The 16,456-nt window shown below is 41.0% G+C and carries 20 protein-coding genes and 3 pseudogenes; 8 read left to right on the forward strand and 15 right to left on the reverse strand.

Annotation, left to right across the window (positions count from 1 at the left end):
- Positions 1–53: 53 nt before the first annotated feature.
- The gene (locus LIT25_25375; protein ID USK33787.1) at positions 54–242 is read left to right on the forward strand and encodes a 4-oxalocrotonate tautomerase; all 189 of its coding nucleotides are present in this window, start codon (positions 54–56) and stop codon (positions 240–242) included.
- A 410-nt stretch (positions 243–652) separates the two neighbouring features.
- Here LIT25_25375 and LIT25_25380 read toward each other — a convergent pair whose 3' ends face one another.
- The 3 genes from LIT25_25380 to LIT25_25390 all read right to left on the reverse strand — a co-directional run bounded on the left by LIT25_25380 (position 653) and on the right by LIT25_25390 (position 2,859).
- Positions 653–1,159 carry a YwgA family protein gene (locus tag LIT25_25380; GenBank protein USK33788.1) on the reverse strand — a complete coding sequence of 169 codons (507 nt, stop codon included), beginning with the start codon at positions 1,157–1,159 and terminating at the stop codon, positions 653–655.
- Between the two features lie 45 nt (positions 1,160–1,204).
- Positions 1,205–2,509, reverse strand: coding sequence for an HD domain-containing protein (locus LIT25_25385; GenBank protein USK36410.1), 1,305 nt, complete (start codon positions 2,507–2,509; stop codon positions 1,205–1,207).
- Positions 2,510–2,634: 125 nt separating this feature from the next.
- A complete protein-coding gene (locus LIT25_25390; GenBank protein USK33789.1) occupies positions 2,635–2,859 on the reverse strand; it encodes a YuzB family protein in 225 nt (74 codons plus the stop codon).
- 357 nt (positions 2,860–3,216) lie between these two features.
- On the opposite strand from LIT25_25390, the gene LIT25_25395 reads away from it, so the two are divergent.
- The gene (locus LIT25_25395) at positions 3,217–3,963 is read left to right on the forward strand and encodes an RsfA family transcriptional regulator (GenBank protein USK33790.1); all 747 of its coding nucleotides are present in this window, start codon (positions 3,217–3,219) and stop codon (positions 3,961–3,963) included.
- Positions 3,964–4,014: 51 nt separating this feature from the next.
- On the opposite strand, the gene LIT25_25400 is transcribed toward LIT25_25395, so the two are convergent.
- Together LIT25_25400 and pta are read right to left on the reverse strand one after the other, a co-directional pair.
- Entirely contained in the window at positions 4,015–4,857 is an 843-nt protein-coding gene (locus tag LIT25_25400) for a lipoate--protein ligase family protein (GenBank protein USK33791.1), read from the reverse strand.
- A gap of 112 nt (positions 4,858–4,969) precedes the next feature.
- Positions 4,970–5,941, reverse strand: a complete 972-nt coding sequence (gene pta, locus LIT25_25405) for a phosphate acetyltransferase (GenBank protein ID USK33792.1) — start codon at positions 5,939–5,941, stop codon at positions 4,970–4,972.
- 249 nt (positions 5,942–6,190) lie between these two features.
- On the opposite strand from pta, the gene LIT25_25410 reads away from it, so the two are divergent.
- The 3 genes and pseudogenes from LIT25_25410 to gerQ all read left to right on the forward strand — a co-directional run bounded on the left by LIT25_25410 (position 6,191) and on the right by gerQ (position 8,140).
- Positions 6,191–6,934 carry a heme-dependent peroxidase gene (locus tag LIT25_25410; protein USK33793.1) on the forward strand — a complete coding sequence of 248 codons (744 nt, stop codon included), beginning with the start codon at positions 6,191–6,193 and terminating at the stop codon, positions 6,932–6,934.
- Between the two features lie 339 nt (positions 6,935–7,273).
- Positions 7,274–7,653: pseudogene (locus LIT25_25415) on the forward strand (cell wall hydrolase).
- 91 nt (positions 7,654–7,744) lie between these two features.
- Positions 7,745–8,140 (forward strand): annotated as a pseudogene (gene gerQ, locus LIT25_25420) (spore coat protein GerQ).
- A gap of 49 nt (positions 8,141–8,189) precedes the next feature.
- Here the strand turns inward: gerQ and LIT25_25425 are convergent.
- The 4 genes from LIT25_25425 to LIT25_25440 all read right to left on the reverse strand — a co-directional run bounded on the left by LIT25_25425 (position 8,190) and on the right by LIT25_25440 (position 9,858).
- Complete coding sequence (locus tag LIT25_25425; GenBank protein ID USK33794.1) at positions 8,190–8,633, reverse strand: hypothetical protein; 444 nt, start codon at positions 8,631–8,633, stop codon at positions 8,190–8,192.
- A gap of 261 nt (positions 8,634–8,894) precedes the next feature.
- Entirely contained in the window at positions 8,895–9,266 is a 372-nt protein-coding gene (locus tag LIT25_25430) for a DUF423 domain-containing protein (GenBank protein USK33795.1), read from the reverse strand.
- A gap of 97 nt (positions 9,267–9,363) precedes the next feature.
- A complete protein-coding gene (locus LIT25_25435; GenBank protein ID USK33796.1) occupies positions 9,364–9,561 on the reverse strand; it encodes a hypothetical protein in 198 nt (65 codons plus the stop codon).
- A gap of 15 nt (positions 9,562–9,576) precedes the next feature.
- Positions 9,577–9,858, reverse strand: coding sequence for a YwdI family protein (locus LIT25_25440; GenBank protein ID USK33797.1), 282 nt, complete (start codon positions 9,856–9,858; stop codon positions 9,577–9,579).
- A 352-nt stretch (positions 9,859–10,210) separates the two neighbouring features.
- Here LIT25_25440 and LIT25_25445 point away from each other — a divergent pair, with 352 nt between their 5' ends.
- Positions 10,211–10,558: a general stress protein gene (locus LIT25_25445; GenBank protein ID USK36411.1), complete on the forward strand. Its 348-nt coding sequence runs from the start codon at positions 10,211–10,213 to the stop codon at positions 10,556–10,558.
- Positions 10,559–10,595: 37 nt separating this feature from the next.
- Here the strand turns inward: LIT25_25445 and LIT25_25450 are convergent, their stop codons facing one another.
- The 4 genes from LIT25_25450 to LIT25_25465 form a co-directional block, all read right to left on the reverse strand.
- A complete protein-coding gene (locus LIT25_25450; GenBank protein USK33798.1) occupies positions 10,596–11,273 on the reverse strand; it encodes a uracil-DNA glycosylase in 678 nt (225 codons plus the stop codon).
- A gap of 22 nt (positions 11,274–11,295) precedes the next feature.
- A complete protein-coding gene (locus LIT25_25455; protein ID USK33799.1) occupies positions 11,296–11,598 on the reverse strand; it encodes a metalloregulator ArsR/SmtB family transcription factor in 303 nt (100 codons plus the stop codon).
- A 17-nt stretch (positions 11,599–11,615) separates the two neighbouring features.
- On the reverse strand, positions 11,616–12,380 hold the full coding sequence (locus LIT25_25460) for an SDR family oxidoreductase (GenBank protein ID USK33800.1): 765 nt from the start codon (positions 12,378–12,380) through the stop codon (positions 11,616–11,618).
- A gap of 105 nt (positions 12,381–12,485) precedes the next feature.
- Positions 12,486–13,286: a glycosyltransferase gene (locus LIT25_25465; protein ID USK33801.1), complete on the reverse strand. Its 801-nt coding sequence runs from the start codon at positions 13,284–13,286 to the stop codon at positions 12,486–12,488.
- Between the two features lie 163 nt (positions 13,287–13,449).
- Here LIT25_25465 and LIT25_25470 point away from each other — a divergent pair, with 163 nt between their 5' ends.
- On the forward strand, positions 13,450–13,767 hold the full coding sequence (locus tag LIT25_25470; protein USK33802.1) for a general stress protein: 318 nt from the start codon (positions 13,450–13,452) through the stop codon (positions 13,765–13,767).
- Between the two features lie 254 nt (positions 13,768–14,021).
- Positions 14,022–14,507: pseudogene (locus tag LIT25_25475) on the forward strand (L,D-transpeptidase).
- 245 nt (positions 14,508–14,752) lie between these two features.
- On the opposite strand, the gene LIT25_25480 reads toward LIT25_25475, so the two are convergent.
- Entirely contained in the window at positions 14,753–15,688 is a 936-nt protein-coding gene (locus tag LIT25_25480; protein USK33803.1) for an SDR family NAD(P)-dependent oxidoreductase, read from the reverse strand.
- Between the two features lie 50 nt (positions 15,689–15,738).
- A complete protein-coding gene (locus LIT25_25485; GenBank protein USK33804.1) occupies positions 15,739–16,311 on the reverse strand; it encodes a TetR/AcrR family transcriptional regulator in 573 nt (190 codons plus the stop codon).
- Positions 16,312–16,456 lie beyond the last annotated feature (145 nt).

Genomic DNA, 16,456 nt, shown 5'->3' on the forward strand with positions numbered 1-16,456 from the left:
TATCAAGTATACTATAGAAGAATCCAACTACGATAGAAAAAGGAGAGATCAATATGCCATACGTAACAGTCAAAATGCTTGAAGGCCGCACAGAGGAACAAAAAAAGGCTCTAGTTGAAAAAGTAACGGCTGCTGTATCTGAAACAACAGGTGCTCCTGCAGAAAAGATTGCGGTTTTCATTGAAGAAATGAGCAAAAATCATTATGCGGTGAACGGCAAGCGTTTGAGTGACGAGGATTAAGTACATATGAGGAAAACCGGCCGCTTTGGAGTGAGGGTCGGTTTTTTATTTCTAAAGAGCAGAGAAATTTCGTTTTAAGATTTCGGATTTGCTCCAGCAAATAAACTTTGTTTTCAGCTAAAAAGGGGCATATATAGGTACAAAACTTCAGTAATGGCGAAATACACAAATATGAATTCATCTACTTGGCTTAATGATTCCGGATTTCAGCTAAATAATAAAAGATTTACGCTATAAATCATGGGAATTAAGCTAATAAAATGTCATTTTAGGCTATAAATAAGGTACAGGACTATTCAAATCTGCTCAATTCCAAGTCATTATCATAACTGCTGCATCTTCTTCTTGCGCTTGCGCTGCCCCTCCCTGAGAATAAAAATCCCGCAGCCAAATAGGACCGCGGGAACTCTTTATTGAACAACCTTCGTGCGAATCGACTCTATGTACGCATACGCCTGTTCAATTTCTTCTTCTGTGTATTTCTGCTTGCTCTTCAGGGTAAATACCTTCTCTTTCACTTCTTCTTTTTCAAGAGTGTCAAAGAAAAGGACCGTAGATACGAGCTCCAGGAATCTTGCTGACTGGCTGTTTAAGTCTTCCATACAATCTTTAAGAGGAGGCATCTCAAGGTCATAATGAGTTAAAAATTCCTCGCCTGCTTCTGTCAGGGAGTAGCGGTATTGAAAATAGCCGCCTTTTTTCTCATGCATTTCGTTCAGAAAGCCCAAATTGCACAGCTCTTCAATTCTGAGCGTAAGCTCCTCCGAATAAGGTCCGTAAAAATGAAAGTCATACTTTTCATAAAAAGGAAGATTGATTTTTTTTGCGATATAGATCATTTTCTGCAGCTTTTTCCGTCCGGTGATTTCCCCTGATGAAGAGAACACCTTCATCAGTTTTGCGTGTTCGTTAAGCAAACCCCAACACTCCTAACCTTGTATTTTCACACTATCTCTCTTTTTTTATAAGTTTAACAATTCCAAAATCCGTTTTTTTGCCGTTCGTTTTACTGACATATCTTGAATGAGATCTAATGGAAAATACAGCTTATGGTCTGTTCTGCGTTTTCCGGATATCGCATCTACTATTTCAGACTGACGGGAAAGCTCGCGCAGGTCCCCATTCGGCAGCTGCAAATGAATCGGCAGCCTCTCCTCTTCCTCTCCCGGACGATAGAAGTCATACGGAAGATCTGAAGATGAATCAACAACCAAATAATAGTCAGGATCAATGCCAGCTTTTTTAAAGAGAGCCGTAAGCTCCATCAGCTTTTTCATTTCCATTGTGGCTGCCGGATTAAACTCGGCATATTGAAACAGGTTCCGGTTCATAAATCTTGTGCAAAGATCTCTCAATATAGGATCAGTCTCTTCCTGCCACTGCTGAAAATAATACAGAACAACTGATTCATCCAATTTCAGATAATCCTGAGTTGTCACTTCCTCTTCAAAAATAGAGTAAAAGTGAATGGGATCCTGCTTAAATGTGTAATAGTCTTTGTGCAGCTGTTTTGCACGATGAAGGATTTTTGTCAAAATTACTTCTGCACTGCGGGTTACCGGGTGGAAGTACACCTGCCAATACATCTGGTAACGGCTCATAATATAATCCTCGACTGCATGCATGCCGCTTTGCTTAATCACGACCTGATCCTCGCGGGGCCTCATGACCCTGAGAATCCGCTCCATATCAAAATGACCATAGCTGACGCCTGTAAAATAGGCATCCCGCTGCAGGTAATCCATGCGGTCAGCATCAATCTGGCTTGAAATAAGACTTACAACCTGTTTATTTTCATACGTTTTAGCAATGACTTCCGATACCTTCTTCGGAAAATCATCTCCCATGCGGCGGAGCACCTCATTTACTTCTGTCTCTCCGACAAGAATGTCACGCGTTAACTTTTCATGATCCAAATGAAACACTTTTTCAAAAGAATGCGAAAACGGACCATGTCCGAGATCATGCAGCAGTGCTGCACAAAGCGAAAGCAGACGGTCATCCTCATTCCATTCAGGACGCCCTTTAAACACATCGTCTACAATTCTCCGTACAATTTCATAGACTCCTAAAGAATGATTAAAGCGGCTGTGCTCTGCTCCGTGGAAGACTAAATAGGTCGTCCCTAATTGACGGATTCTGCGGAGTCTTTGAAATTCTTTCGTTCCGATTAAATCCCAGATCAGCTTGTCCCTTACATGAATGTATCTGTGAACAGGATCTTTAAATACTTTTTCCTCAGATAACTTGCCGCTCCGATATGCCATCGCTTTCCCTCTTCCATCTTGACTTGTTTCCATTATATCGATTCTTTTTTGATGCAAACAACCATTTTCGGAAAGGAATTGGCTGGATAAAAAAATCACCACTGCATAATGAGCCAATGGTGATATTATTTACTGATTTTCGTTTCGATCTTAACCATTAATTCGTCCTCATTTGGTGCTGAGAGCGGACGATTATTTACAAATGCAAACGATTTTTTTCTTCCCGGACCGCAGTATGATTGGCACCCGATATCAATTTTCGCTTCGGGATCAACCTTTTTCAGGCGGGGGAGCAACGTCTTAATGTTGGTTGCCTGGCAATCGTCGCATATTCTGAATTCATTTGCCACCTTATTTACAACCCTTTCCTTCTATTGAATCACGTTCAAACACTATTTGGTATTTTACCGTTAATCGACCCTCATTGCAAGCCGGGGGAAATAACTTCTATTATAGACAAATGTAAAAATAAAGAAAATCTAGTATCCTTGTAAAGTTTTTGTATAAAGCCCAGAGTTTCTGGTCAAAATGATAACAGGAAAATACACAACTATCTATCTAAGAAAAGCGCAAGCGCCATGCCCCGCTCCAAAGGTCCGCCAGAATTTTTTGGCAGTGCCGTTCTGTCCAAGGATCTAGGCGCTGAAGCTAGACATCAAGACGCAATATTTTATAGTTTTTAAAAACTTTAAAAGGGAGTTGAGACCATGAAGCAAAGACAAGATGCCTGGTCAGAAGAAGATGATTTATTATTGGCTGAAACCGTACTCCGCCACGTTCGCGAAGGCAGCACACAGCTAAACGCATTCGAAGAAGTTGGCGACAAACTCAACCGCACATCAGCAGCCTGCGGTTTCCGCTGGAATGCAGTCGTCAGACATAACTATGAAAAAGCGCTTCAGCTTGCAAAAAAACAGCGCAAACAAAAGATGAGAGCAACCGGCAAGGGTCAGCCTGCCAAAAAACAATTGCTTTATTCTCCGGAAGAATCAGAAGCAGCACCGGAAATGACAGAAGTTGAATCTTTTGAGATTGATAATGAGGAATTGCCTGCAGTCACCCATCCTGTCTACAAAGAAGAAGTATATAAAGAAGAAGTATATGAAATTCCATATACAGCACGGAGAACACCTGCCGCATCTGCAGATCTTACAATGAGCCATGTTATCGCATTTTTAGAATCTTATTCTTCAAACAATGAACATGTAAATGCCTTAAAACTTGAGAATGAAAGATTGAAACGTGAAAACTATGAGCTATCTAGACGCAATCAGGATCTGGCAGTAAAGGTTTCTCAGCTTGAACAGGATACGGTTATGGTTCAAGAAGATTATGAAACATTAATGAAGATTATGAATCGTGCAAGAAAACTAGTTTTATTTGAGGAAGAGGAGCGTCCGGCTACGAAGTTTAAAATGGACCGCAACGGCAATCTTGAAAAGCTCGCCGAATAGTACGAAAAATGGAAGCAGAAAACGCATCAGAAAGAAACCTGATGCGTTTTTCTATTGCACAGTTCCAAACACTTTTTCATTCCGGTCATACATGCGAAGCAGATTTTTTTCAAACAGCACCTGTTCATCGACAGACAGTGAAGCAGCGTAAATTCTGCCGCTCAGGTCCTTTAAGGTTTTCAGAAACGACAGCATAAGAGTTTGAACAGTAATTTCATCATGAAGCAGTTCGCTCAAGGATGCCATTGTTTCAGGAACAATTTGAGGATATACAAATTTCGTCGGCTCGCCTTTTTTCGCCAGCTCATAAAATCTGCGTATCAATTCCGCCCTCCAAGCTCCGCTGCCGTCGGCACATAGATAAATTTGAACAGCGATGCCCCCGCGCAGTCTTCGCTGTGAAATTCCGGCGAATTTTTTCCCGCCTATGCTTAAGTCATAGCTGCCTGGGCAATAAGATCCCGAAATTTCTCTTGCTTCTATCTCAGTACCATAGTCCGCAAGCATCCGCTTAATCAGATCCCACATCGTGTCATAGCCGCGATTGATATCGATTCCTTTTTCAGTTTCAGGAAAAATCAGCGATATATTAAGAACCCCTTCATCTAAAACAACAGCGAGGCCGCCTGAATTTCGGACGATCACGCGATACCCCTGTTCTTTTAAATAAGTGATTCCATCCTGTAAATATGGAAGCTTCGTATCTTGAATGCCAAGCACAATCGTTTTATGATGAACCCATGTCCGGGCCGTTGCAGGTGAAGTGCCGTTCCCGACCGCTGCACATAACGTATCATCCATCGCAAAGGACTGTCTCGCATCAAAATGAGGTCCGAGACTGGACTGATCGACAATCTTCCATTCATCTTGTTTTAATAAGGTTTCAAATGACATGTTGATGAAATCCTCCCAAGTTTATAAGCATGTATATTATAGCATGAACAATCGGAAATATAGATGCATAAAAAGAGACAGCCTGCAATCGGCTGTCTCTCATTTCTCACTATTAAACAGCTTGTCCCGCAGTAATCAGTGCAAGCTTATAAACATCTTCAGCATTACATCCGCGTGAAAGATCGTTCACAGGAGCATTCAAGCCTTGCAGAATCGGTCCGACTGCTTCAAAGTTGCCTAAGCGCTGTGCAATTTTGTATCCGATGTTCCCTGCTTCAAGGCTTGGGAAAACAAATACGTTTGCATCGCCTTTGATGACAGAGTCTGGTGCTTTTGATTTTGCCACGGAAGGTACAAACGCAGCGTCAAATTGGAACTCACCGTCTAAAACAAGGTTAGGCTGCATTTCTTTTGCCATTTTTACCGCTTCAGCTACGCGCTCTGTTTCAGGTGATTTTGCAGATCCTTTTGTTGAGAAGCTGAGCATAGCAACTCTTGGTTCGATATCAAACATATCGGCTGTTTTTGCACTTTCGATTGCAATCTCAGCAAGATCCTGGCTATCAGGTGAAATGTTGATTGCACAGTCAGCAAATACATATTTCTCGTCGCCGCGAACCATGATGAAGACGCCTGATGTTTTTTTGATACCCTCTTTTGTTTTAATGATTTGAAGCGCCGGGCGAACTGTGTCTGCCGTTGAATGAGCAGCACCGCTTACTAAGCCGTGAGCTTGTCCAGTGTATACAAGCATTGTTCCGAAGTAGTTCTCATCAAGCAGGATTTTTTGCGCCTGCTCTTCTGTAGCTTTGCCTTTGCGGCGTTCTACGAAAGATTGAACAAGCTCGTTCATGCCTTCAAATGTATGAGGGTCATAAATTTCGACGCCATCTAATGTAAGATTCAGCTCCATTGCTTTTTTCGTAATCTCATCATTGCTGCCAACAAGAATCGGTTTTAAAATCCCCTCTCCAGCCAAACGGTTTGCAGCAGTAAGAATACGTTCATCCATTCCTTCAGGAAAAACGATTTTAAGCTCTTTTCCAGTTACTTTTTCTTTTAAAAGAGTAAATAAATCAGACATTAAAAAACCTCCTAATTAGTATAAAACCATTGATCTAAGATTAAGGATACTCCACTTACAGGCAAATTCAAACAGCCGCGGACTGATAGAGCGCTTACAACTTAAATTCTTTATTTTCACAATTAACTAACATTTAAACTTATGTACTTCTTTTATAATATGGACAATGAAGTCTGTTTCCATTATGGAATGGACAAACTATGGTATAGTTAATAGGTAATTAAGAATGATGAAACGGAGTGAACTTATATGAGTGAAGCTGCACAAACGTTAGATGGCTGGTATTGTTTACATGACTTCCGCGCAATAAACTGGGCGCTTTGGAAAACGGTAAGCAGTGACGAGCGTCAAGCAGCAATTTATGAGTTTCAGGGTTTGCTTGAAAAATGGGGAATTGCTGAAGATCAAAAGCAAGGCAGTCAGGCATTATATTCGATTGTCGGACAAAAAGCTGACTTTATGCTGATGATTTTACGACCTACTATGGAAGAGTTAAATGTTATTGAAACAGAGTTTAATAAATCGAAGCTTGCTGATTATACTCTGCCTGCTTATTCATATGTATCTGTTGTAGAGCTCAGCAACTACTTGCCTGCAGGTGAAGATCCATACCAAAATCCTCAAGTGCTTGCCCGTCTTTATCCATCCCTTCCGGAAGCAAAGCATGTCTGCTTCTATCCGATGGACAAACGCCGAAATGGCCAGGATAACTGGTACATGCTCCCGATGGATGAGCGCAAAAGCTTGATGCGCAGCCATAGCATGATCGGCCGCCAATACGCTGGAAAAGTAAAGCAGATTATTACAGGCTCTGTCGGTTTTGATGATTTTGAATGGGGTGTCACGTTATTCTCAGAAGACGTTCTTCAGTTCAAAAAACTTATTTACGAAATGCGTTTTGACGAAGTCAGCGCACGTTACGGCGAGTTTGGCACATTCTTTGTAGGAAACATTCTTCCTGCCGATAAATTGTACGGATATTTTCATATCTAATGAACGATAGTATAAGCCCTTGCCTAAGCCGGCAAGGGCTTTTTAAATATAATAAAACATGATTATGCACATCGATCGCAAGCTTCAGCGCCTAACTCCCCGGTCAGGACGGCCCTGCCAAAAAAGGCAAACTAGGGCCTTTTTCAGCAGATCTTTATCTGCCTGTCGAAGCTGACCAAGTCATTTCCGCTTTTTCTTAGTGTCATAACACTGCCTTTCCCTTCATACCTATTAATGAGTGAGACCTAAATTTTTTTCATCTAATCACCTTATACAACCAGATGTTTTTTCATAAGGCAGGTGATGACATGGGAGTAATTCCCTATACATCAGAGGTGCATGATTGATCGTGCAGAGGGAGAAAAAGATGGCATGCTCGGCATGCTCATGGCTGGAAATGTTGGAGTAAATCTGGCTTGTGCTGCATGTCCCTGACCTTAGGGATATAACATCGCTTGCCAAGATGATCTTCCAAAAGCCGGGTGGATTTGAAGCAACACAAAAGGGTTATTTTTATCAGGCTGCAAGGCAAAGCGATATTAATTTGGCCAAAAAAAGTCATCAGCGGTCAAAGATTTCAACCGGCAGGCAACTCCCTTTGGTTTTTCAGACCTTTCGGAGAATGTCCGGGCACCTGGTATAACCAGCCGAATACAGGAAGATTCAAATCGCACTTCTTCTTTTCGCCTACTCGAGCAAATTGTCCTGGCGTTTATTAATTTTTTCTATCTAAGGAGGTACAACATGAATTCAGCGTACAATCAGTTTGGAGCAGGCTTCAATCCATATGGAGCCGGATATGATTACCGTCAGCAGCAGCCGCAATATCAGCAGTATGGCTATCCTCAACAGCAGCAACAGCAGAGCGGCGGCGGTCAGGGGATGCCCCAGGGCGGCCAGCAGCAAACACCCACTCAGGCTCAAGGCGGAATGCTGCCGCTAGAGGAATCGTACATTGAGAATATACTGCGTTTAAATCGCGGGAAAGTAGCTACAGTCTATATGACCTTTGAAGCCAGCAAAGAGTGGAACTCTAAAATCTTTAAAGGTGTCATCGAAGCCGCAGGACGAGATCATATTATTCTAAGCGATCAAAAAACGGGAAAAAGATACCTGCTGTTAATGGTTTATTTAGACTATATTACATTTGATGAGGAAATTGCTTATTATTATCCGTATGATATGACTTCATATCCTCCTAGATAATCGTACCGGGCATACATTTGAAATGTATGCTCTTTTTTCTTTGTATCTCCTATCCCTTCCAATAATAGCGCTCATCCTTCTCCGGATCTGCGTGGGTTTCTTCAAAGTCACTCTCATTTCTGCTTTGAAACAGGGTAAGCGTCTGTTTTTCGATTTCAGGCGGGGATTCAGCGACTGCCTGTTCTGCCTGTTCTGCCTGTTCTGCTTGTCCTTCTTTTCCTTTAAATGCATCTATTAATCGCTCTATCAGAACGTTGCGCTTTTCTTGCTGTTTTAAAAGAGCTGTGAGACCGAGCAAGAGGCTTCCGGCTGCAAGTAAAGTGACGTAGACGGAGAAGGACGGAATGTACTGCCATATCACTAAAGACGCGGGACTTCCATATTCACCAAGTTCTTCTTCCAGCGACTTAAAAATAAGAGATACATGATTTAATGCACCTAAAACACCTGATAAAATCATCAAACTGCCTAAAATCAAAAGCACTTTCTTCACGCTTCAGCCCACCTTTTTTTCCTATTTTACCATGTATTGTATGATTGGGATAATAGATTTGCAGCTAAAACTCTCTTGATTTTTTGCTCCGATTCAATTCTCGACAGGCAGATCCTGATTCGGAACACTCTTATTATCGAATTCACAGGCTTCTTATCGATTTCTAAGATTTATTATCGAATATCACTGTTTTATTTCGAATTGATTACCACTTCCCTTTTTCAAAAAAAAGAGAGTCCCGCAAAGGACTCTTCTCCAATTTTATAAAAACTTCACAACTGCGATGATCATCATTACCCAGGCAACTAAAAATGAAAGGCCTCCGAGCGGTGTGATTGCGCCAAGAACACTGATTTGAGTTACAGTTAATACGTAAAGGCTTCCGGAAAATAAGAGAATTCCGATGAACATGAGCCAGCCCGCCCATGTCAGCATGCCTGCCTGCGGAAGTTTGTCGATTAAAAACGCGATAACGAATAAACCGCCGGCATGAAACATTTGATAAGTGACGCCTGTCTGCCAGATTTTCAAGTATTTCTCAGGAACCTTACCTTCAAGCCCATGAGCTCCGAATGCGCCTAATGCGACGGCCAGAAAAGCGTTTGCTGCAGCAAGTATTAAGAATAGTTTCACGATTATCTTCTCCTCGATTTTGAAATCAGCCTCTAGTTTTCATCTTACCCTATCATTTCTTTAAATCAAGACAGACAACTGATTCGTCAACAGATGTTCAAATCTTTGAATTCTTGTTTTTATTTTTATCATCACCTTGTCCATCCTCATCCTCCTGCATGTATTTTTCCTCGTGAAAGGCGGCGGGTGCCTGGCGGTCTGCTTTTTCACAAAAATTTTGTATAATCCTATGAAAACCAGGATGATGATGATGATTGGAAATGACGGCTAGGTTTACAAAATCACTCGGACTCATAAAACCGCCTCCTGTTTAAAAATCAAAAATAGAATCCCCGTTCACGCCGTCCTCTTCTTTTTTCTTGTTGTTAAAATTAGATGCCCCCATCATTTTTTGAAGCTGAAGGGAATCTACTTGATTCGGAGAAGTCTGCTTTGTTTCATAACGCTCTTCCGCTTGCTCTTCAAGCACCAGATCACAGAGCGTTTTCACTGCAAGCAATCTTTCTCTTACTTCTGAATCACTTGATCCGTGCATGGCACGGTGAATTTCTTTTTCCATTTTTGCAAGCAGCTTTGAAATATGTATATCCATCCTTATCGTTCCTCCATTTCTTTGGTATATCTATATCGCATGGCACATTATCTTTGAAGTATATTTCATACAGGCTTCACCTGATGATTTCATCACGGTTAAGGAAGGTCTTTCGGCAGATTTAAAACCGTAAGCCCTGCAGCCGTTTGGAAAATCCCTGTCCCAAGTGACATAGTAAAACGTGCCTTTTAAGCAGTTGACCGATTGATTCTTCATCATATCTCCTGCCTTTTTCTTATCCTTGTAACCTATTATAGCAATAGTCGCTGAACATCGCCTGAAAAAAAGTGGTTTAACTTTTACCGGTTCGTGCTATTTAAATACTATGAAACCTAAAGGAGAGTGAATGAAAATGAAACCAGCTGTAAAAGAATACACAAATGACGAAGTATTAAAAAATGACGTAATGGAACTGAAAAGTAAAGGTGTGGACAAGCACGACATCTATATTCTCTCACATGACGATGAGCGTACAAACCGCATAGCTGACAACGCTGAAGCAAATACCATCGGCATCTCTGAATTAGGTCTTGGGAGTGCGGCCGGCAACATTTTCAGCAAAAAAGGCGATGAGCTTCGCACAAAGTTAGAAGAAGTCGGATTCAGCTCAGCAGAAGCTGAACGCTATGAAGAAAAGCTTGATGAAGGTAAAATCTTATTGCTTGTTACAGATCATGAGCGTGTAACGGGCTGGGTATAATCAGTTAAGAGGAGGTGCGGACAGCACCTCCTCTTTTTTATCTGTTTCTTATTTCCCAGTCAATTTCATTCCGTCCCATTTCCTTCAGTGCCTCATTCGCTCTTGAAAACGGCTTGCTTCCGAAGAATCCTTTTCTGGCGGAAAAAGGACTGGGGTGCGGCGATTCAATCACTATATGCCTGGCTATATCAATCAGTGCTTTCTTTTCTGCTGCATGCTTTCCCCATAAAATAAACACGACTGGCTGTTCGCGCTCATTCAGAAGCTCAATGATGCGATTTGTGAACGTTTCCCAGCCCTGCCCTTTGTGTGAGGCTGCCTGACCTTTTCTCACTGTCAAAACAGTATTCAATAACAGCACACCCTGCTTAGCCCATTTTTCAAGGGAACCATGATTTGGAGGATCATATCCAAGATCATCCTTCAATTCAAGAAAAACATTACGGAGCGATGGCGGCTGCTTGACACCTTCCTGAACAGAGAAGCTAAGGCCGTGAGCCTGGTTTGGCCCATGATAAGGATCCTGGCCAAGGATCACTGCTTTTACATCTTCATAAGAAGTGAATTGCAGAGCGTTAAACAAATCGTCCTTGTCTGGATAGATGGTCTCTGTCTCATATTCTGTTTTCAGAAATTCTCTCAGCCTCTGATAATATGTTTTTTCAAATTCCGGCTTTAGCCACGTCCACCAGCCGTCATGAAGCTGCTGTTTCATCTGTTTTCACCCTTTCTTAAGGTTAAATACAGGTTTCTTCTACTAAGATAATTAATTTTTTCAGCAGGGTAACTGAATCTTCAAGTGCTAATGAATAGAACCTCTTCGTGCCCTGCTGTTCAATCGTCACCAATCCCTGATCCTTCAATATTTTCAGATGATGGGAAATAGCTGGTCTTGAAAGCCTGGATTGATCGGCAATTTCATTCACAGTCAGCCGTTCTGTTTCTGCTAATAAAAGAATAATGTCCTGTCTCGCGGGATCGCCGAGAGCATGGAATAATGGGATGCATGAACGAAACGTATCAATGGCTTGGTCTCCCATTTTGCTTCACACCTTTCTTAAGCGCGCTCTTGCGTCTTCCGCACAATGCCTGTTACCGTTTTACGCGGCATGAATCGTACAGCTGCTGCAAGAATTGTATTTTTAAAGCCTGGAATAATCAGCGTCTTCCCTTTTTTCATCCCTTCATATGCCGCATCAGCAACGGTTTTCACATCCATTACTCCGCTTTTAAAGAGCTTGGATTGTCCAAGATTGGCGCGTTCGCTGAAGCTTGTTTTAGTAGGGCCGGGACATAAAACATAGACTGATACACCAGTGCCTTTCAGTTCATTTTCAATTGCTTCACTAAATGATAACACATAAGCTTTTGTCGCGTAATAGACAGCCATCAATGGACCGGGCTGAAAAGCGGCAGTGGAGGCAACATTTAAAACCTGGCCTGATTTTTTTGATATCATATCAGGTAAAAATAATTTGGTTAACAGCGTGATTGATTTGATATTCAAATCAATCATATTCAGTTCCTCTTCCGCAGACGTGTTTATAAAATCCCCATATAAACCAAAACCGGCATTGTTCACTAAAACATCGACATGAATCTTCTTCTGCTGCAATTCCTGAAACAATTCATGAATTTGATTCATATTACTTAAGTCCAGAGCTTTGACGATTGCTGTCGTATTTTTAAGTTCGTCTGCCAGTTTCATTAGTTTCATTTCGTTTCTTGCTGTCAAAATTAGACGGAAGCCATCCTCTGCATACTTATAAGCAAGTTCTCTTCCAATTCCATCTGAAGCTCCTGTAATTAATACGGTTTTCATTTATATAAACTCCTTTTTGTTTATTAGTTTAAATGTTTAAACATATGATATCATAGAGATTATAACTTTGCAATCATCAAACAAAAACTCCTGCCGCAGCAGGAGTCAGATTAATCTCGATATCATTGGCTTCCCGTCCCAGACAAGCAGGCTTAGCGCCTCTCTTGCCTTTAACTCGGGTTCTTCTAATAAAACAAAGAAGTTTTTTTGAGGAAGCTCTCCCAATTGATGCTTTTCACTGAGCTTTTCAAGGTAAGATTGTCTTCTTTCATTAAGAGCTGCAGATTGATGATTGCCTGTATCAGAAAAAGCATAAATAACGCTTGCTACCGGTACCCGCTTCACTTGAAATTTTCCTGAAACTCTTAAAAAGAAGTCCCAGTCCCAATAATTGTGAACCTCTGGATCAAAATATCCGATCGACTGATGGACATTTTTTAAATATAAGCTTCCTGATGGCACAAACGTTGAGAAGCGCCTCATTTCTTTAGCATCATATGTATAGGCAAATAATCTGCGGCTGATTGGCACGCGTACTTTGTTTTGGTCCTCAAACCCGACAATCTCAACATCTGAATAGACAAGATGCGCATCTGTCAGTTCATGAACCATTCTTTCAATATGCCCAGGGGTGAAATAGTCATCATCATCACTCAGCATAATAGCATCGCCTTCTGCCTGTAAAGCTCCGGCGTTGCGGGCATGAACATGTCCTGCATTTTCTTCTAGATCAATGATGCGTATTGGAAGATCATGATAGGCATCCTTTAAAGAGTCTACCGGTTCCCCCCCATCATTCACAACAATAATTTCATATGGGCGGTATGTTTGACGGGCAATAGATTCTAATAGCTCGGCAAGAGTGTAAAGACGGTTATACGTCACAATAATAACTGAAACACGCAATCCGGATCTCCTCTTTTCCTATTTATTTCTACTGCTCATTAAATCATAAAAGGAAAAGATTGCTCAAGGCTGATACTTTAGACTCATTTATGAACCAGCTTGTTTTTAATACTTGTACATTGGGTATTTATTAACTATCAGCAGAAAAAGGAGAGAGATTAAAATGAAAACATTTGTAGTTGAAAATGGTGTTCAAGCAACTGAAAAAATCAATCACCTTGAAGTTGAAGGGTTTGTGAGAGACGATATTTATCTTTTCGCACATGACCCGAACCGCTCAAAACATCTCACTTCCGGTACAGATACTGAAAGTGTCGGCGTTTCCGAGCAAGGCGTATTTTCATCAATGAAAAATGTTTTCCGTTCACGTGGAGATGAGCTTCGCTCGAAAATGGCATCTCTGGGTTTAACAGAGAACGAAGCAGCTCATATGGAAGAAGAACTTGATAAAGGCAAGGTAGTAATTGTAGCACACCAATAATTCATACAATCTATATTTCCCCCTACTAATATAGATGTATAGGCGGGTCTCATATCTCATGAGACCCGCCTTTTTTATATTTTATAATTATTGATGGAACAATTTAACAAAAAACTCCGTCTTATGCTATGAATAGAGTAAAAAGAGAAATGCCTTTAATTATCAGCATTAGACAAGAAGATTCTACATGTTCCTCATTCTTTGTCTGGTAATCTTTTCTTGTACTTTTTTAAATAAAAGGGGACTAGAGAGAAATGAAAAAATGGTTTGTGCTGTTTGCCGCTCTTTTCTTATTTGCATCTTTTGCCGTGCCAGCTAAAGCAGACGCTGTGCCTCAGCTCATCATCATTAACAAGAGCACGAATAAACTTGCATTTTTTGACAGCGGCCAGCTTGTTAAAGTATTTAATGTCGCAACAGGGAGAGATAATTCGTTTACCCCGGAAGGAACGTTTCCAATTGTAAACAAGATTAAAAATCGTCCTTATTACAAAGACAATATTCCAGGAGGCGACAGCCGAAATCCGCTCGGAGACAGATGGCTCGGTCTTCATGCTCTTGGCACCAATGGAACGACTTATGCCATCCATGGCAATAACAATCCTAATTCCATCGGAACTTATGCCAGCGCAGGCTGTATTCGCATGCATAATGAAGAAATTCGCTATCTATTCGACCAGGTACACACAGGCACCTCTGTTATCATTCTTCACTCAAACCAATCCTTTGAAGCAATAGCTGCCGCAAACAACTATCCAAATACTGTACCCGCAGATTCAGCACCTGTTCAGGAAGAAAAGAAACCGCAGTCTCCTGCTAAAGAAAAACCCGCTCCCGCACCTATAGAAGAGCCAAAACCTGAGGCACCAAAACCTGAAGAAGAAGATCCTTTATCGTGTATCAAAAGCAAAATTCAAGGCAAAATCTATTTTCCAGATATTCATGTAAAAATAGATGTTGCGTGTCCTGCAAAAACCAGCTGACCTTAATGGCTGGTTTTTTGCATGGAGGAAATGACTGCTCTTATGCCCAAGTCAATTGGAGTTCTAGGAAGCGGACCAATTTCTTTTTCATATTTGGATCCTGATAAAAGGACCGGTTTTTCAGTTAAATACATCATTTCAACCGTTTCCCTCATTATTTTGTCGAAAAGACCAATGAAGGAAATCATGCCCTTTTTAACAGTTATCACTTTTTTGCTGTAGCCAGTTGCATCACGAACCACTTTAACGAATTCTTTCCCAGTCAGTGTCCCCGCACCTGGAATATTCCAATTCTGCTGATAGGCATGAGGAGTGAGGGCGAGCTCTACTGCAGCTTTCGCACCATCAGGAGTATAAATATACTCTCTTTCAAGATCCAATGAGCCTACAAATTGGGAAGTGCGATTTTGCAGCATTTGATTGAGCGTAAAATGTATATAGGTGTTTTCAGCTTTTGGACCATAATAATCAGGAAAATGAATAATGAGATAAGGAATTTCTGCTGACTTCACCATCTGTTCAAGCTGAAGTCTGATTTTCCCCTTTTTCGTATGCGGTTTTTTTGAGGCTGCCTCTGTGACCGCCTCTGTTTGTCTTCCATAGGCGTATATATTGTCAGCGAGAATGAAGCTTGAGTTTTCCTGTTTAACAGCCTGCAGCAAGTTTTGCATAATATGCGGATGTCCATCCCCCCACTCAGGATAAGGAATATTAATACTGTGAAAGATAAGATCTTTCTTCCTGCAAGCCTCTGCTACTTCATCTTGATTCATTGCATCGCCTGGATGAATATTCACTTCTTTTAAATGACCAAAAAGATCTTTTAACTTTTGTTCATTTCTTGCAAAAGCTGTAACCTCAAATCCTCTGCTTTTAAGTTCCATGACAAGCGCATACCCCATTCCGCCGGATGCTCCAAAAACAATTGCATGCTTCATTTTCATTCTCCTCCCACTTATTAACCAGTGTTCAATTAAAGACAAAAAAATTAAGTTAAACCTTTCATTAGAAAAAGAACATGTGACTTCATCAAAGGCTCCACCTCTTTAAATTTCATCCCTGTCTTGCAGTAATGCGTTACAAATCCATGAAGGGATAAAAAGACAGACCAAATAACAGTTGCTGAAACCTGTTGTTCTGATAACGCATAAATAGACTGAGCAAATTTTTCGTAGCTCACGTTAGGCTCATGAATCAAATAGCTTACAACCTCTTCATCCTTTGTTAAAAACATGAGTTCATACTGACTTTGGTTTTTTAATCCGAATTCAATATATCCCTCCAGTATTTTTTTAATTTTCACTTCGTTATCTAGTCCTTCCTGGTCTAATACATCCTTCAGTTTTTCATCCAGGAGTTTGAAATCTGCTTTAACAAGCGCGTAAAAAAGCTCAGCTTTATTTTTAAAATGATAGTAGATGGCTCCGTGACTATAATTCAGTTCTTTTGCGATTTGCCTCATTGAAACGTTCTGATAGCCTTTTTCATGAAATAATTGATGTGCAGCTTGCATGATGGATTCTCGCGTAAGCTCTTGATCGACTGCTCTTCTTGCTGCCAAATTGACCACCTCGCTTTATTTAACCATTGTTCAAAAATATTATATGGGCATCTTATCCATTTTGCAACCTATTCCTCATCAATGGCTAACCTTTTTCGAAATTGATATAATAGCTTTGAAAGATTCGTTTTCAATCACCTGGATG

This window comes from Bacillus sp. F19 (assembly GCA_023823795.1).
Classification (GTDB): Bacteria; Bacillota; Bacilli; order Bacillales; family Bacillaceae; genus Bacillus_P.

What these genes read in the sequence shown, in the direction of transcription:
- LIT25_25410 (USK33793.1), top strand. Translation starts at nt 6,191, where the DNA reads ATGAGTGAAGCTGCACAAACGTTAGATGGCTGGTATTGTTTACATGAC.
- LIT25_25385 (USK36410.1), bottom strand. Translation starts at nt 2,509, where the DNA reads ATGGCATATCGGAGCGGCAAGTTATCTGAGGAAAAAGTATTTAAAGAT.
- LIT25_25480 (USK33803.1), bottom strand. Translation starts at nt 15,688, where the DNA reads ATGAAGCATGCAATTGTTTTTGGAGCATCCGGCGGAATGGGGTATGCG.
- LIT25_25440 (USK33797.1), bottom strand. Translation starts at nt 9,858, where the DNA reads ATGGATATACATATTTCAAAGCTGCTTGCAAAAATGGAAAAAGAAATT.
- LIT25_25455 (USK33799.1), bottom strand. Translation starts at nt 11,598, where the DNA reads ATGGGAGACCAAGCCATTGATACGTTTCGTTCATGCATCCCATTATTC.
- LIT25_25400 (USK33791.1), bottom strand. Translation starts at nt 4,857, where the DNA reads ATGTCATTTGAAACCTTATTAAAACAAGATGAATGGAAGATTGTCGAT.
- LIT25_25445 (USK36411.1), top strand. Translation starts at nt 10,211, where the DNA reads ATGAAACCAGCTGTAAAAGAATACACAAATGACGAAGTATTAAAAAAT.
- LIT25_25470 (USK33802.1), top strand. Translation starts at nt 13,450, where the DNA reads ATGAAAACATTTGTAGTTGAAAATGGTGTTCAAGCAACTGAAAAAATC.
- LIT25_25450 (USK33798.1), bottom strand. Translation starts at nt 11,273, where the DNA reads ATGAAACAGCAGCTTCATGACGGCTGGTGGACGTGGCTAAAGCCGGAA.
- LIT25_25435 (USK33796.1), bottom strand. Translation starts at nt 9,561, where the DNA reads ATGAGTCCGAGTGATTTTGTAAACCTAGCCGTCATTTCCAATCATCAT.
- LIT25_25395 (USK33790.1), top strand. Translation starts at nt 3,217, where the DNA reads ATGAAGCAAAGACAAGATGCCTGGTCAGAAGAAGATGATTTATTATTG.
- LIT25_25460 (USK33800.1), bottom strand. Translation starts at nt 12,380, where the DNA reads ATGAAAACCGTATTAATTACAGGAGCTTCAGATGGAATTGGAAGAGAA.
- pta (USK33792.1), bottom strand. Translation starts at nt 5,941, where the DNA reads ATGTCTGATTTATTTACTCTTTTAAAAGAAAAAGTAACTGGAAAAGAG.
- LIT25_25375 (USK33787.1), top strand. Translation starts at nt 54, where the DNA reads ATGCCATACGTAACAGTCAAAATGCTTGAAGGCCGCACAGAGGAACAA.